This is a genomic window from Blastococcus sp. SYSU DS0533 (genome assembly GCF_054050775.1).
Map to the genome: position 1 here is coordinate 18,428 of NZ_JBJGZZ010000017.1, position 14,244 is coordinate 32,671.

Here is a 14,244-nt window from a genome sequence, read left to right on the forward strand (position 1 = left end):
TGGCCGAAGCGTCGGCCGGGACGCCAAGACGGGGAAGTTCATCCCGGTCAGGGAGGCTCGGCGCAGGCCGGGCACCACCGTGGTGGAGAGAATCTTCCGCCGCCGCAAGGGTAAGTAGCGCCCGCTGATCGGGACGGGGCATGGCTTAGATGCCCCGTCCCGATCTCAAGGACCCTAGCCAGTTCGCGCCCGACCGCCACTCCTTGTGAGTCGCCGCCGCCGGTTGCCCCACCCGAAGGCGTGGCGGTCATAGCACCGGATGCCACGCGCCTCCTATGGTTCGGCTTCGGCCGCAAGACCAACGGGGGCACCGCAAGCGTGAAGAACTATCCGAACCAGGCGTCGTCCTTCCCCCGTATCCGGGACACGCTCTATGTGATCGACCAACTGAACCAAGCATCCGAGGACGCGACGTCTGACGAGGTGCTCGGGTATGCCTGTGCGCAGGAGGGCGTCTACACCTTCCGCGGGCTCGACGGCACTCAAGCCACTCAACGAGAGCTCGACGAGCGCATCGCGCAGGAGCGCAAGAAGCCGGCTGCAAGTCAGGGAGTGCGGACCTTCGCCCGAGAGTTGCGGCGCACCCTGCGGGATATGGGCTGGGTCGACCACGACGCACACGTCACAGCTGAGGGCCAAGCGCTCCTGGCCAGCGCGGCTGGCAGCATCGAGGAGCAGGCTCTGCTGGTTGAGGGCCTACTGTCGATCGAGGTCACGGAGAAGGGCGGAGTCAGCCCGCATCACCCGATTCCTGTGCTGCTGAAGCTCCTGGCGCATCGACCCACTCAGCACAGGGACGGTCTGGAGCTCGCGCTCGAGCCGACCGACGACTCAGATGCGGAGTTCAACCGCGTTCGCCACCTGTATGACCTGCCGCGCGCGCAGCGCATGAGCCAGCTCGGAATCACCGATTACCAGCGCGCGAACGCCGTGAAGATTTTTCCGACGCTCGCGGTCGCCGCTGGCCTGGTGGTGGAGGACGAGGACGGCTTCTTCTCACTGTCGCAGGAGGGCTGGCAGATCATTGGCCAGCCGACCACGCCCGCTACGGCCCGCACGCGGATCGCCAAGCGTGCGAAGCGGACCACTGTCGGCAAACTCGTTACCTCAAAGACAATCGCCGCGCGACGCAGCAGCGAGCCGCCCCGGACGCTGACCAAGGAAGAGCAGCAACGGGCGGCTGAGCGCCTGCGCGAGCGGACATTCGGTCACCAGGCTCTGGTACGCGCCATGGCCCAGTTGATCGGCGACGGTGACGGTGAACTCTTCGAGGATGAGTTTGCCTACGACATGCTGTGGGTTCCATTCGATGCCACGAAGCCCGCGATCCTCTTCGAAATGAAGACGATTACGAGCGACGTCGATGCGCACGCGCGTATTCGCGCTGCAGTTGGCCAACTCAGCTACTACGAGTACTTCCATGCGAAGCCGCGGCTCGGGGATCGTGAGGTTGTGCGCTGCGCGGTGTTCGATCACATGGTGCCCATCGAACTCCGTGACTACCTGACTCACGAGAATGTCGGCGCCATCCACCTGCCCACGACCGGGCTGGCGCTAGCGCTCAACCCACGGGGTCAGGAAGTCCTGGATCTGCTTCCGTAGACGCAAGCCGTTCCTTCGCCAATGCGACGTACTCAGGCTTGATGTCGCAGCCCCAGTATCGGCGCCCGTTCTTTGCTGCGCTGACCAACTCCGTGCCGCTGCCGGCGAAGGGCACGACCACCAGATCGTCCGGATTGCTGAAATGCTGAACGATGCGATCCGTCAACGCCATGGGCTTCTGCGTCGGATGATCGACCCGTTCGTCTCGGAAGCGCCGACCGGCCAAGGTCGGGAACTTCCAGACGTCCCCGGCCATCCGCCCCTCGGGATTGGGCGTCCACACCTTGCCATTTTTGACGATCTTGTGCTTGAGGCGGTCCGTGCTCTTGTAGGGCTCACGCACCGGGTGATAGGTGTAGCGCTCGCTCTTCGAGAACCACAACAGAGGCTCGTAGTGCGTGGCTAGCGTCTTGCGGCTTCGACTCCACCCGTTTTCGTAGTGCCAGATGATCTGCCGCCGGTAGTGCATGCCCATCTCATAGAGCATCACCTGGATGTAGCACTGGTAATGGTGAATGCCGTATACGAAGATTTGGCCGTCATCTGCCAGCACACGCATGGCTTCCTTGAGCCACGCCTCGCACCAGGGCAGCCACTTGGTCGAGCGGTTCCATTCCTGTGAAATGCCAAATGACGGACCGATGTTGTAGGGAGGGTCGGCGATGACCAGCTGCGCAGCGCCGTCCGGCAGCTCGCGCATCAACTCCAAGCAGTCACCCTGGACGACAACGTTCACTTACTAAGCTTTCGCAGGATGACGATGTTCTGGTGGTGCACGTTGGGGACGTACGCGTAGGGGTAGCCGTACGGGAACACGCGCTTGTGACGCTGGTAAAGAACGTTCATAGCCTGCAGGACGAAGCCTCGCTCCTCCATGGCACGGGCGATGTCGGCGTGGAATGGGTAGTAGCGACTGCCATGGCGAAAGTCGCCCACAATGAGCGCCATGTACCCCTTGTGCACGAGCGCTTCGCCACACGCACCGAGTGTCGTCGCTAGGTCCTCGATGAACTCGTCGTAGTCGAGAACGTTGCCAAGATCCCGGCTGTCGTCGCCGTAGTTGGTGACGAGGCCCTCGGCAATGCGGACCTGTTGAACCTTATGGTCCGCCTTCTTATTGAGGATTCCCCAGTATGGCGGGCTAGTGACGATGAAGTTTAGCGAGCTTGGCTCCAACTTCGACGCCAGGATCCGTGCGTCACCCTCCCATACCGCTTGCGGCAGTCCGTCGGCGTCCTCAGGGACCTCCGTCTCAAGACGTCTGCGGGCCAACTCCGCGAAGTATGGGTATAGCTCAAAACCGATGCCTTCTCTGCCTTCAAGGGCGCACGCCTTGAGCGTTGAACCGATGCCAACGAAGGGGTCAAGGACGCGCATGCCGGGCTTGGTGAACATGCGCACCAGGCGACTGACGTCCGTGTAGGAGAACGGAGCAGGATGCAGCCTCTCAATAGCTGCTTCAGCGTGGCCGGCACCCAGCCCGCGCTGGTTCCAAACGCTAACGCTCTCGCTGAGCCATTCCTTTGAGGTGAGGGCGTTCAGCGTGTTCTTGGGCGAAACACTCGGAGCGACCACCGCTTGCTCACTTTTGATCTTGCTGTCCTCGTCCAAAGCTTCTCCGTCCGCAGGACCAACGCGCGTCGTCGACGAGTGTCACCCGAGCGGGTGACAGTTCGAGAGCTACGGCGCGCAGTGCGACGAGATCGTCACAGGCCGTCAGGTCGTGGCCGCGAGCTAAGGGTGCCACATGAAGCCCTCACACCCGGGGGCGCCAGGCCGTCCGCCAGTTCGCGCGGCTCAAGACCGATTCACCCACTGTAACCGAATCGAACGTCTTGTTTACACAGCGTCACCGGCCTGGTTCGATCGAATCGCAGGTAGTTGAGCGATCAAGTACCCGCGACCCCACCGAACAGGAACCAGGAAGGCGTCACCATGATCGACTACGCGAAGATCGCGGCCGGCACCACTGTGGCGAGCGACAACGACTTCCCCTCCGCGGCGACCCTGCGTCGCCAGCAGGCGGACCCCGCGCTGGTCCAGCTCATCACCGAAGCTGCCAAGGACGGCAAGCGCCGGGAACTCCCCGACCGGTTCAGCCTCAAGCCGTTCGACGGCCGCAAGCACGCGAACGAGAGCGGCGTCGTTGCAGGCCAGCTGCACAAGGCTGCCCGCGAGATCGGCGTCAAGCTGCAGATCCGCCGCTTCGACCGCGACGCCGACAGCTGCAAGATCACCTTCAAGGTCGTCGCGTGAAGGTCGTCGCCTACACCCGAGTGTCGACGCGCGAGCAGGCGGAGGACGGCCACGGGATCGACGCGCAGCGCGCCGAGATCCTGCGTACGGCCGACGCCAAGGGCTGGCAGGTGGTCGCTTGGTGCACCGACGCAGGTGCGTCAGGGGCGCATCTGAGCGGCCGGAACGGCTGGTCGGAGGCCGTCGCCCTGGCCGAGTCCAGCCAGGCCGACGGCATCGTGGCGACCAAGATCGACCGGGTCTCCCGGTCGGTGGCCGACTTCGCCGCGCTGGTCGCCAGGGCCAAGGACCAGGGCTGGAACCTCGTGGTCCTCGACATCGGCTTGGACCTGTCCAGCCCTACGGGCGAGTTCGTGGCGACGATCATGTGCGCCGCTGCCCAGCTGGAGCGCCGCATGATCGGGCAGCGCACGAAGGACGGCCTTGCTGCCGCCAGGGACAAGGGTGTTCGACTCGGCCGGCCTCGCTCCCTGTCGGCCGAAGTCGCTGAGCGCGTCGCCAGCCTCCGGGACCAGGGCGCCACCCTGGCGGCGATCGCCGAGAGGTTCAACGAGGAAGGTGTGCCCACCGCCAGGGGCGGAGCCCGTTGGTACCCGGCCACCGTCCGAGCCGTCCTCAACCGAGCCGCATGACCCGCACGCCAGGCGCCTGAGCGCCCCTCTCGGCGCACGACAACGCCCGCCGCGACAAATCGCGCAGCGGGCGAAGTCGCGGATCATGGAAGACCCGCCAGGCGGAGCCACCCAGCCCGTCCCAATGACGGAAAAGCGCGCAGCGGCCCGCCCTGCTGAGACATGGACTCGACTTCTCCGATCTACTCGTCCCCGGCATGGGAGTCCACGATCTGGCGCAGCTCTGTAAGCGACGGGAGATCCTCGGGCACGGCATACGGCTCGGCGGCCCGGAGAGACGCCGTTTCCGTCACATCGACGTTCAGAACCGTAATGCCGGTACTTTTCAACTCTCTAACGAGTCTCTTCTTTGCATCATCTGCGTTGGCTCCCTTGGCCACATAGTCACAGACGAAGCGAAGCTGATCGAACTCGGCTTCGTCCTCCCCCGCTTCTTGCCACATAACCTTTCCTGCGTCGGCTCGCGTCACATGGAACCGGCCACCAGCGTTGCCGTACCTGGTCCAGACGTGGTCCCTCGCGTTTGCCACGGTGGCGTTCGGGTTCACGTCGGCGTCCTCCAGGACGATGACCTGGACGAGCCACTGCTTGAGCATCGGCTCCTTGGGCTTCTTGCTCTTCGGGGACTCCGCGGCGGCCGCGGCGAGCTGATCACTGCTCTCTACTGGCCCGCGGTAACGGAACGCGTCAGAGGCCACGGCTTGCCGTCGCATGGCCTCCATCGGAGATTCGGCGTCCTCATCATCGTCGAGGTCGTCCACTGGGGGATCCCACTCGGTCATGCCGCTGCTTTACCCGTGCCGCTCGTTACGATCAACACTGAACGACGGCCTGGCGCCTTGTGCGAGGGCAGCAGCGGTGATCCGGCGGCGCGCATACCGCGCCGTGGCGGCCCTCCCGATGTGCGAGTCGATCACCACGTGATCACGCACAGAGGAGCGCCTGATGGACAGGCTCAAGCAGATGCTCGGGAAGATCACCGAGCTCTCCGACACCGAGATAGACGAGTTGCGCGGACTCATCCTCGCCACATCGGACGAGATGAACGCCGACCCGTCGCGGGTGCACGGCGCTGACAGCTTCGAAGAACTGGAGATCCTGGCTTCCGCAGCGACAGACGTGCGCAACGAGGTCAAGCGCCGCGAAGACAACGTGATCCGCGCGCACGAGGCCGAGCAGGTGCTCGCGTCGTTCCGGACGGAGCCACAGATCCGGCCGAGCGCGGCGGTCCCTAGCGACCGACTCCCCCGCTTCAGTTCCGGCGGAAGCGCTCGGGCGCTCACGGCCAGCGGGATGGAGCTGCACGACCACTCCGGGGTCGTGCACGAGTTCGCCAGTGCCTTCAACAGTTTCCGGGGGTCCAGGGGTGCAGACGGCGACAAGATCCGTGTGGCGACGCTGCATGTCGACCGGGGTGCGAGTCGGACCCTGGCGAGCAACGACTCCGAGGCCGTGACCGCCGCGCTCGCCATGGCTGCCGAGCAGCACGTCTCCGCGCTGGCGCAAACGCTGGGCGAGCCGAAGGCCATCACGGCTGCTGGTGGACTCGGCGCCTTCCCGGACACCGACTACACGCTGCCCGGCTTCGAGTCGACCGCGCGGCCTGTGAAGGGCTCGCTGCCGAACTTCACGTCCGATCGCGGCGGCGTCCGGTACATGCGACCGCCCACGCTTGCAACCCTCAACGGCTCGGTCGGCATCTGGACCGTGGAGAACGACGTCGACGCCCGCACCAACGTCAATGTCCGCAAGCCAAGCCTGCGTGTGCTCCCCGGCACCGAGGTTGTCGTCAATATCCAGGCGGTCACGACTCTGCTGACCTTCGGCAACTTGATGTCGCGGGCCTACCCGGAGTTCGTACAGCGGGTGCTCGACATGGCGATGGCCGCGCACGCCGTCATCGCCGAGCAGCAACTCCTCACCCAGATCGGCTCGCTGTCCACGACGGTGTCCGGAGCGGACAGCGATCTAGGCGCGACCAGGATCCTGCTACCGCTACTCGACCGTGCCGCCACGGGGATGCGCAACCGGCTGCGGATGCCGGCCGATGCTCCCCTGCAGCTCATCCTCCCCGACTGGGCGCGAGGCATGCTGCGGTCGGACCTGGCGATGCAGGAGCCGGGTGACGCCACGGTGGGGGTCACCGACGCCGAGCTGGCCACCTACCTCGCCGCACGCCACCTCTCCCCCACCTGGTCTATGGACGGTGAGGCCGGGCAGCAGTTCTCTGCTCAGAGCCCGGGCGCAGTCAACGACTGGCCGAGCAGCGTCGTTTCCTACATGTTCCCGGCCGGTGCCTTCCAGTTCCTCGACGGCGGCTCGCTGGACCTGGGGATCGTGCGGGACTCCACGCTCAACGCGGCCAACGACTTCATGACGTTCACGGAGACGTTCGAGGCCGTCCTGTTCCGCGGCGGGGAGGCCTTCCGCATTTCACAGGCGGTCACCCCGTCCGGGATCGCCCGCGCGGCCGAAACGGCGGCCTGACCGATGGGCCGGCTCGACCCTCGGTGCGCAACGCCCGGCTGCACGTACCTCGCCATCGTTGACCAGCGAGTGTGCGTGCAGCATGGGGGCACCGACCCCCGCACACGTCTACCCACGGGGCAGGCACCGATCGACAAGATGCGGCTCTGCGGCGCCACCCGCCGAGACGGCGGCTCATGTAGACAGCCGATCGTGAGGGGCGCGACCCGGTGTCGCATCCACGGCGGGTCCGCACCGCAGGTCCGGCGCAAGGCCCTCGAGGTCCGGGCGCAGGCGATCATCACCAAGGACGCCCGCCACTACGGCCAGCCGCGCAACATCTCCGCGCTGGACGCACTGACCGAGGAACTCCACCGCACGCAGGGACACGTCGACTGGCTGGCGCAGCAGATCGCCGCGCACCCGCAGGACCCGAGCCTGCTGGCGGTCTACACGGCCGAGCGCGCTCATCTGGCGAAGCTGGCCGACGCGATGGTCCGAAACAAGCTGGACGAGCGCCAGGCCGTGGCCGGCGAGCGAATGGTGGACAGCCTCGAACTCGCGCTGACCTGCATCCTGCGGGACCTCGGCCATGATCCCGGCTCGGCCTACGTGCGGAAGATCGTCGCACGTCACCTACGGAGGATCACAGGAAGTGACGAGCCTGAGGCCAAGGCTATAGACGGAGAGGTCTTGAGCGACTCGGCGTTGCCGGAGCCAGTTGCCTTCTGAAGGGTTGCCAACGGCGACGAGCGCTACGTCTTCCACAACTTCCACAACTGCGTCGATGAGCGACAGGCAAGCACTAGACCTTGCCGTCTCGCCACGTGAAACAACGCCGTGGCTATATCACAGCACGCATAAAGCTAGGTCAGCGCATTAGTGGCGGCCGTTTCGCACCCGTTCGCCACGCTGTCGTCCTCAGGCGGGGCCGGACAGCATGGGTATCGGGGTTTCCCCATGGGGCATGTCCCGCCATACGCTTCCAGCAGCGGTGAAGGACATCGCTGTAAGGAAAGACGAAGGCGGGCTGCGAGGCCGGGCTGCGACAGCAGAACGGGCTCCCAGCTGCAACTGGAAGCCCGTCCTCGTCTCTACCTGGTGGGGCAAGGAGACGTCATTCATGAAACACCGCCATCGCAAGGCGATCAACGCCAGGGGCCTCAGCATTGGCCCGTCCGGGGAGCCTTCTCCCTGGTGGGTTACGCCTTGGCAGTTCAGTGTGTCTGCGGTCGTCATGGTTTACGTGACCTACTCGACCGGCTCGGTGACTGACGGCATCCTGGCCGTCTCGGCCGTCGCCGCGGCGGCCCATGGGATGCCGAGGCGGGGTAGTTCGCAGCCGCCGATGATCGCGTGACCCGACGCCGCCCTGGCCAGGAGAAACACCGCGACGGTGTGCGTAGGGCGGTATTCGTTCGAGACGACTGCGACAGGTCCAGGCACTCCTCCTGCCGCACCTCGCCGACGACGATCCGGGAGGGCCGCATGCGCAGCGCCTCCTTGACGAGCCGGCGCAGCGGGATCTCCCCGGCGCCCTCGAGGTTGGGCTGGCGGGTCTGCATCGAGACGACGTCGGGCAGCGGCACCCGCAGCCAGAACACAAGCTCAGAGCACAGGTTAGACATCGTGGGCAGCACATCTGGCCGCCATCTCTAGCCTGATGATGTGTCGGAGTGGAGCGAGACCACCTGGGCGGCGATCACGTCCGTCTCGACCGCGGCGGCGGTCCTGGTGGCTGTACTCGCCGTCCGCGTCCAAGCCAAGGCGGTGCGTCGCTCGATCGCTAGTCAGACCTACCAACTTCTCGTCGCCCAATTCGACGGGCTGCTGGACCAGGTTCGGACCACGCCGGGACTGTACCGAGCGGCCTTCCTCGATTCCGATCTGAACTTGAGCGCTACCGAAGTCGAGCGTGAATCGATCGACTGGGCCCTGGCGCGCCTGTTCAACTGGTACGAGAGCGTTGCCGTCCAACACCAGGATTACGGCGTCCTGCCCAGGAACATAGTTGATCACTGGCGTGAACTACTCCGGCAAGACCTGCAGCGGTCAGCCGTCGCCCACTTCTGGGCACTGAACGGGCACTATTACCACCCGACCCTGCGAGCCTGGGTCGACGAGGAGCGGCGGCCCCAGGGATGAGCAGCACGCGCCTACGAGCGGCACAGTCACCGTTAGTTCGAAGACCTCCTCGCAGGTGATCACCCGCTCCCGGGCCGGGACGGCGGCGCAGAGGCAGTTGAGCAGCCCGCTAGCGCTGTGCGCGGACCAATCAGCCCGTCCCGGCTAAGACATCAAGTCCTCGACATCGACAACCTTCAATAGCTGTTCAATTTCCGGCTGCGTGCTGAGGTCTAGCGGCTGCAGTTCCTTGCCGGCCCGCAGCTTGACCACGAACTCAGCCGCGGTGTCCTCGGCAACCCTGACGGCCTCGGCTGTCGCCCAGGCGACTCCCTGGAAGGCCCGACGCGTCCATCGCCCGGCAAGCAGGCAGTCGAGCCTTGGCCGCCCATAGGCGTCATCTCCCGCGTGACGAAGCGCGATAAGCCGGACCGCCTGAATGCCGGGAGCGACGGCGAGGGCTTCCTTCATGGTGACCAGGGCATGCCCCATCACCGCTTCCATGTAGAGGGCTGCCCGTTCCCCCTTGTTGAGCTTCCGAAGGCTGAGATTGCCGCTAGCGGTCTTACCGGGCAGGCGCTCCGGGACTATGGACTCGTCAGGCACCAGGACGACGATCGACAGCTCATCCCCCTCGACGCCCAGAGGCGCTGCGGCCGCCTCGTTGTCCTCGAACGCCTCCGCCAGCGTGCCAATGACGGTCTCTGGCTCGTTGTGCAGCAGCGCCGCCCACCAGGCATCGAGCTCGGCCTGGTACTCCGTCTGCATCCGCTGAGCCTCCGCCCAACGGGCCTGCAATTCTGCCTCCGCGGCTCGGTCGGCCTGTTCCTGAGCGGCGGCGCGCTCCCGTCGCTTGAACAGCCCAATCCCGGCCAGTGCGGCGTTGCGATGGTGGGCACGGATGGCTTCTACGTCCGGGGCCGGCGGTGGCGGCGCAACAGGCGGCCGGGCTGCTTCGAATGCCTCCCGGTGCACGCTCAGAAGGGCCTGAAAAAGCTTGGCGAGCCGCTGGGCCTCCTCTGCCTTCGCAGCGGCCGCAGGACTGACGGACAACTGACGCTGATACGACCCAGCCGAGGGCCGGCGTGCGGCCGGACGTCGACCTCCACCGCCCAGAGACGTGTAGTAACCGACAGGTCCAGCGCCCGTGGAGAACCCGGTGCGACCACCACCCACATGCAACCGTGCCGCTCGGGGACCGATGCTCGTCCGAACCCCCCGACTTGAGGCGCGCACACGAACGCCAGGCGCGATCTTCACCGAGAATCCCATGTCACTCCTGCCGTTAGCCCCGCTCAGTGCCGAGACAATGCACTAGGCGACGCAGGGAGTGCCACCACGGGGGAGGCAGATGTAGCGGCCGGGACGGATGGGGAACCAGCCTTCGATCGGGGGCTTCCGCGCCGGGCCGGGCTGAGGCAGACTTCGCTGCCAGGTTTGTGAACTGTTCTGACCCGCGACGGTGTGGGCCGCGAGCCGTGGCGGACGGGGGTCCACGGTGTTCGACCCGGCTGTTGCCGCGATCTTGACGTACCACGAGGCCAAGCACGGACACACTCGGATGCGCCGAGCGGCCGAGCAAGCGCTGCGCCTGGGCTACAAGTTGGTGCCACCCGCGGGGAGCGGCCAGGCCAAGTATCTGCGCTTGATCGCCGATGGCGCATCGCCGACCGGCTCAGTCACGCTCTATCTCGACGCCAACCGCCTGACCGCGGCAGGCAAGAATCTGCGGGCGTTCGCCGAGTCGCTGCCAGGCGCTGTGATCACCAAGCGCGACGTTCAGTTCCCGCTGGGGACGGTGGAGCACGACGTGCTGGCGGCGTTCGTTGCCTCGCCCGCCTCCGACACCTCCCGATCGATGCAATCGCCAAGCGCAGTCCCGCACGGCGGTGCTACGGCGTCCTCAAGTAGCCCCCCGAGGACCAAGCCCCGGGCGCCCTGGGAAAGGCAAGCCGTGGCCGGCTACGTCCCGTCATCGCCACCGCGCGCCATCGCGCCGGCGAGGGCCGCAGTGAGTACGGCGTCACCGATTCCGCGCAAGCTGATCATCGGTGTGGCGTGTGCTCTGGTTGTTCTGCTGGCTCTAGCGCTGTCTGGAGAGATCGGCGCTGCCCTAGGACTGACAGGCCTGGCCACCCTGGTAGTCGGCGGAATCGCGCTTGTTCGCGGTCGGGTCTCTTGGGCCCACATCGCTGGACGCGGCGTTGGTAGTGCTGTTGCCGCCGCGGGACTCACCCTTTGCATCATCGGTGGCGCGCTTACACCGACACCCACACCGACCAAACCAGTCGGTCAGGGTGCGGCTGCAACCTCGACGTCCTCTGCACCGGCCAGGCCCTCGTCGCCTTCGGAAGAGGACATCCTCGCCGCCGAGGCGTCGCTGGCCGAGGTCGAAAGCAGGGAAGTCTCCGCACTGCAAGGTCGGGTGGACTTCGGTACCGGCCTGTTGCCGGACGACGCGTCGAACGCGGCCATCGAGGGAGCGGCCTCTACCTCCGCCCTTGCGGCTCTGGCCGCGATCGAGGTCAAGGGTCGGGCGCCGAAGACTGGATACGACCGGGACCTGTTCGGCTCCGGCTGGGGCGACACCGACCGCAATGGCTGCGACACCCGGAATGACATCCTCGCCCGCGACCTCACCGCCGATGTGTTCAAGCCGGGTACCCGCAACTGCGTCGTGCTCACCGGCACTCTTGCCGATCCGTATTCGGGTCGGGCCATCGCGTTCCAGCGCGGACAGACCACAAGTAGCGACGTGCAGATCGATCACGTCGTCGCGGTCTCCGACGCCTGGCAGAAGGGCGCCCAGGCGTGGGACGCCAACCGCCGTGTCGCGTTCTACAACGACCCGCTGAACCTGCTGGCCGTCGATGGTCCGCTGAACATGCAGAAGGGCGACGGGGACGCCGCAACCTGGCTGCCACCCAACCGCGGGTATCGGTGCGCCTACGTGGCGCGCCAGGTGGCGGTTAAGGTCAGCTATGGATTGTGGATGACGCAGGCGGAGAAGAACGCAATCGCCACGATCCTGAGCACCTGCCCTGACGAGCCCCTTCCCGGCGGCGTCGTCGCTCAGCTTCCGGAGAAGGCGCCGGCACCGGCACCGGCCCCTGAACCAGAATCGGCTCCCGTCGTCGTTGCGCCAGCACCCGCACCTCGCCCAGCGCCTCAACCCGCGCCCGCACCGGCACCCGCCCCCGCGCCCGCGCCTGCGCCGGCCCCTGCTCCGGCGCCCCCGGTCAGTACCTCGTACGCAAACTGCGACGCGGTCAGGGCGGCAGGCGCCGCGCCCATTTACGCCGGCCAACCGGGATACTCGAGCAAGCTCGACCGTGACGGAGACGGGGTCGGCTGCGAGAACTAGGAGGCTTGTCTCGCGGCTGAATGACCCCGGCACGCCACGGACACCGTCGTCCGAATTGGCATGAGCCACGTGGACGTCTGTTGCGCCGGCGCCAGAGGGTGCGAGGTACGTCGAGCGCTATCGCATTTGCGGCGGGCTCCGAAAGGGTAAGGGTCGGGACGAACTCGTCCAGACTGACGCCGGCCACCTCGCCGGCCGCCACTCTCCAGCGCGTGAGACCGGGCACATCGAGGCGCTCTACCGGTCGTGGCACCGTTGGGCGTTGGAGCGCCGGGTGCCGGGTTCTCCATGGGCACGGAACGCCGCCTCCGTGGAGTTGAGGCTGTTGCGCACCTGGTGTCGCGGTCTGCGGGACGGATGAGACCTATGTGAGCACGACTAGCGAAGGTTGCTGAATGATCGGCTAAGTATGGGCGCAAGCGCCACCGCCACGAGCGGTATCGGAACGACTCCGCTGTGCAAGGGTGATAGCCGCCTCAGCCCACAGATCATGGAGCTTGAATCATGCGCCGTCGTACCACCGCCGCTGCTGGTGTCCTCTTCACCGCGGCCCTGTCCATCGGCTTCACCGGCACGGCGAACGCCGCCGATCTCTACAACTGCCCGGACTTCGTCTCGCAGGCGGACGCCCAGGCTGTTTACAACGCCAACCCGAGCGACCCGAACCAGCTGGACCGCGACGACGACGGTCAGGCCTGCGAGGACCACGACTACGTCGCCAGCTCGGGGACCGTCACCAGCGCCGTGGCACTCGGCACCACGGGCCAGGTGACCAGCCGTCCGGCGGGGGCCGTGGCCGCCGGCGACGGCAGCTCGTCTAGCGACGCCAGCGCGCTTCCCTACGTCCTGGGCGGCGTCGCGCTGACCGCCGCCGGTGGAGCCGCCTTCGCGGCACGGCGCAGCTCCCGCGCGACCGTCTGACCGTCCAGACGTGCACCATCGCGCACGCACCGCCCGCCCCGGTTCGATAGGGACCGGGGCGGGCGGCGCGGTGCGCATCGTCGGGTCATACCCCCCGCCACCGCCGCCTGCGGTGGCGACGTCGGTGACCGACGCCGACTTAGAGATTCTGCTCGCCCGGCCACCACGAGTCACCCGCTACGGAGAACCAACTCGCCACGCGGTCCGGTCAGCCCCGCCTCGCGCCGCACGGGTCTGGGCGTGCACTTCCGCTCTGCTCACCGTCGCAGGCATAGCGTCGATCGCTCTTCTGCCTCAGGACGCGGCCGACTCCGCCCGACTAGACGCCCCACTCACCATCGTCGCGCCGCCGGTCTCTGCGACGACGAGTGCGCCTGCACCCTCCTCGGCGACGGCCATCGAAGCCTCCGAGATGCTGCAACTACCGGCCAGTACTCCCGTCCGGATCCAGATCCCGGCTCTTGGAGTGACCTCTCGGATCATCGAGCTTGGCTTGGAGCGGGACGGCTCCATGGAGGTCCCGTCCGGCGCCTATCCGGTGGGCTGGTACGACGGCAGCCCCACACCCGGACACCTCGGACCCGCCGTCCTCGCCGGCCACGTCGACTGGGAGGGCGAGCCGGGAGCTTTCCACGGGCTGCGTGAGTTACTCCCGGGCGACACCGTCGTCATTGACCGCGCCGACGGTACCGCCGCGACCTTCCGCGTCGACCGGGTCGAGGAGCACGCCAAGGACGACTTCCCGACCGAGCACGTCTACGGCGACATCGACCACGCTGGCCTGCGGCTCATCACCTGCGGTGGAGCGTTCGACGAAGACACGGGGGACTACCTCAACAACGTCATCGTCTACGCCAGTCTCACTGGTGCCAGCTAAGG

14 protein-coding genes and 1 pseudogene are annotated in these 14,244 nt (G+C 66.5%); 10 read left to right on the forward strand and 5 right to left on the reverse strand.

Translation table 11 applies throughout. The features are described 5' to 3' along the window. Positions 1-318 precede the first annotated feature (318 nt). Complete coding sequence (locus ACI79W_RS17025; RefSeq protein WP_456563272.1) at positions 319-1,602, forward strand: hypothetical protein; 1,284 nt, start codon at positions 319-321, stop codon at positions 1,600-1,602. Here the strand turns inward: ACI79W_RS17025 and ACI79W_RS17030 are convergent. Beyond that, positions 1,562-2,302, reverse strand: a complete 741-nt coding sequence (locus ACI79W_RS17030) for a DNA-methyltransferase (RefSeq protein ID WP_456563336.1) — start codon at positions 2,300-2,302, stop codon at positions 1,562-1,564. The two genes, ACI79W_RS17025 and ACI79W_RS17030, sit on opposite strands and share 41 nt — an antisense overlap. Positions 2,303-2,334: 32 nt before the next feature. Continuing rightward, positions 2,335-3,213: a DNA methyltransferase gene (locus tag ACI79W_RS17035; protein WP_456563273.1), complete on the reverse strand. Its 879-nt coding sequence runs from the start codon at positions 3,211-3,213 to the stop codon at positions 2,335-2,337. Positions 3,214-3,537: 324 nt separating this feature from the next. On the opposite strand from ACI79W_RS17035, the gene ACI79W_RS17040 reads away from it, so the two are divergent. Continuing rightward, entirely contained in the window at positions 3,538-3,858 is a 321-nt protein-coding gene (locus ACI79W_RS17040) for a hypothetical protein (RefSeq protein WP_456563274.1), read from the forward strand. Beyond that, positions 3,855-4,490 carry a recombinase family protein gene (locus ACI79W_RS17045; RefSeq protein ID WP_456563275.1) on the forward strand — a complete coding sequence of 212 codons (636 nt, stop codon included), beginning with the start codon at positions 3,855-3,857 and terminating at the stop codon, positions 4,488-4,490. The genes ACI79W_RS17040 and ACI79W_RS17045 overlap by 4 nt, the downstream gene beginning before the upstream one ends. Positions 4,491-4,672: 182 nt before the next feature. Here the strand turns inward: ACI79W_RS17045 and ACI79W_RS17050 are convergent, their stop codons facing one another. Then, positions 4,673-5,272 (reverse strand): hypothetical protein, encoded by a 600-nt coding sequence (locus tag ACI79W_RS17050; RefSeq protein WP_456563276.1) that lies wholly within the window; start codon positions 5,270-5,272, stop codon positions 4,673-4,675. 163 nt (positions 5,273-5,435) lie between these two features. Here ACI79W_RS17050 and ACI79W_RS17055 point away from each other — a divergent pair, with 163 nt between their 5' ends. From ACI79W_RS17055 to ACI79W_RS17065, 3 genes are all read left to right on the forward strand, one after another. Further along, positions 5,436-6,977, forward strand: coding sequence for a major capsid protein (locus ACI79W_RS17055; protein ID WP_456563277.1), 1,542 nt, complete (start codon positions 5,436-5,438; stop codon positions 6,975-6,977). Between the two features lie 138 nt (positions 6,978-7,115). Then, positions 7,116-7,688, forward strand: coding sequence for an HGGxSTG domain-containing protein (locus tag ACI79W_RS17060; RefSeq protein WP_456563278.1), 573 nt, complete (start codon positions 7,116-7,118; stop codon positions 7,686-7,688). Between the two features lie 262 nt (positions 7,689-7,950). Further along, positions 7,951-8,316: a hypothetical protein gene (locus ACI79W_RS17065; RefSeq protein WP_456563340.1), complete on the forward strand. Its 366-nt coding sequence runs from the start codon at positions 7,951-7,953 to the stop codon at positions 8,314-8,316. A gap of 67 nt (positions 8,317-8,383) precedes the next feature. On the opposite strand, the pseudogene ACI79W_RS17070 reads toward ACI79W_RS17065, so the two are convergent. After that, positions 8,384-8,584, reverse strand: a pseudogene (locus ACI79W_RS17070) (ATPase, T2SS/T4P/T4SS family); the annotation flags it as partial. Positions 8,585-8,624: 40 nt separating this feature from the next. Here ACI79W_RS17070 and ACI79W_RS17075 point away from each other — a divergent pair. Next, on the forward strand, positions 8,625-9,101 hold the full coding sequence (locus tag ACI79W_RS17075) for a hypothetical protein (RefSeq protein ID WP_456563279.1): 477 nt from the start codon (positions 8,625-8,627) through the stop codon (positions 9,099-9,101). A 144-nt stretch (positions 9,102-9,245) separates the two neighbouring features. Here the strand turns inward: ACI79W_RS17075 and ACI79W_RS17080 are convergent, their stop codons facing one another. After that, positions 9,246-10,133, reverse strand: coding sequence for a hypothetical protein (locus ACI79W_RS17080; RefSeq protein WP_456563280.1), 888 nt, complete (start codon positions 10,131-10,133; stop codon positions 9,246-9,248). A 445-nt stretch (positions 10,134-10,578) separates the two neighbouring features. On the opposite strand from ACI79W_RS17080, the gene ACI79W_RS17085 reads away from it, so the two are divergent. From ACI79W_RS17085 to ACI79W_RS17095, 3 genes are all read left to right on the forward strand, one after another. Continuing rightward, positions 10,579-12,444, forward strand: a complete 1,866-nt coding sequence (locus ACI79W_RS17085; protein WP_456563281.1) for a GmrSD restriction endonuclease domain-containing protein — start codon at positions 10,579-10,581, stop codon at positions 12,442-12,444. A 504-nt stretch (positions 12,445-12,948) separates the two neighbouring features. Then, positions 12,949-13,365 (forward strand): hypothetical protein, encoded by a 417-nt coding sequence (locus ACI79W_RS17090; protein WP_456563282.1) that lies wholly within the window; start codon positions 12,949-12,951, stop codon positions 13,363-13,365. A gap of 412 nt (positions 13,366-13,777) precedes the next feature. Next, positions 13,778-14,242, forward strand: a complete 465-nt coding sequence (locus tag ACI79W_RS17095) for a class F sortase (protein WP_456563337.1) — start codon at positions 13,778-13,780, stop codon at positions 14,240-14,242. Positions 14,243-14,244: the final 2 nt, after the last annotated feature.

Excerpts from the sequence above, each read along its gene's own strand:
- ACI79W_RS17030 (WP_456563336.1), bottom strand. The coding sequence starts at position 2,302 with ATGCGCGAGCTGCCGGACGGCGCTGCGCAGCTGGTCATCGCCGACCCT.
- ACI79W_RS17040 (WP_456563274.1), top strand. The coding sequence starts at position 3,538 with ATGATCGACTACGCGAAGATCGCGGCCGGCACCACTGTGGCGAGCGAC.
- ACI79W_RS17050 (WP_456563276.1), bottom strand. The coding sequence starts at position 5,272 with ATGACCGAGTGGGATCCCCCAGTGGACGACCTCGACGATGATGAGGAC.
- ACI79W_RS17055 (WP_456563277.1), top strand. The coding sequence starts at position 5,436 with ATGGACAGGCTCAAGCAGATGCTCGGGAAGATCACCGAGCTCTCCGAC.
- ACI79W_RS17060 (WP_456563278.1), top strand. The coding sequence starts at position 7,116 with ATGCGGCTCTGCGGCGCCACCCGCCGAGACGGCGGCTCATGTAGACAG.
- ACI79W_RS17090 (WP_456563282.1), top strand. The coding sequence starts at position 12,949 with ATGCGCCGTCGTACCACCGCCGCTGCTGGTGTCCTCTTCACCGCGGCC.
- ACI79W_RS17095 (WP_456563337.1), top strand. The coding sequence starts at position 13,778 with ATGCTGCAACTACCGGCCAGTACTCCCGTCCGGATCCAGATCCCGGCT.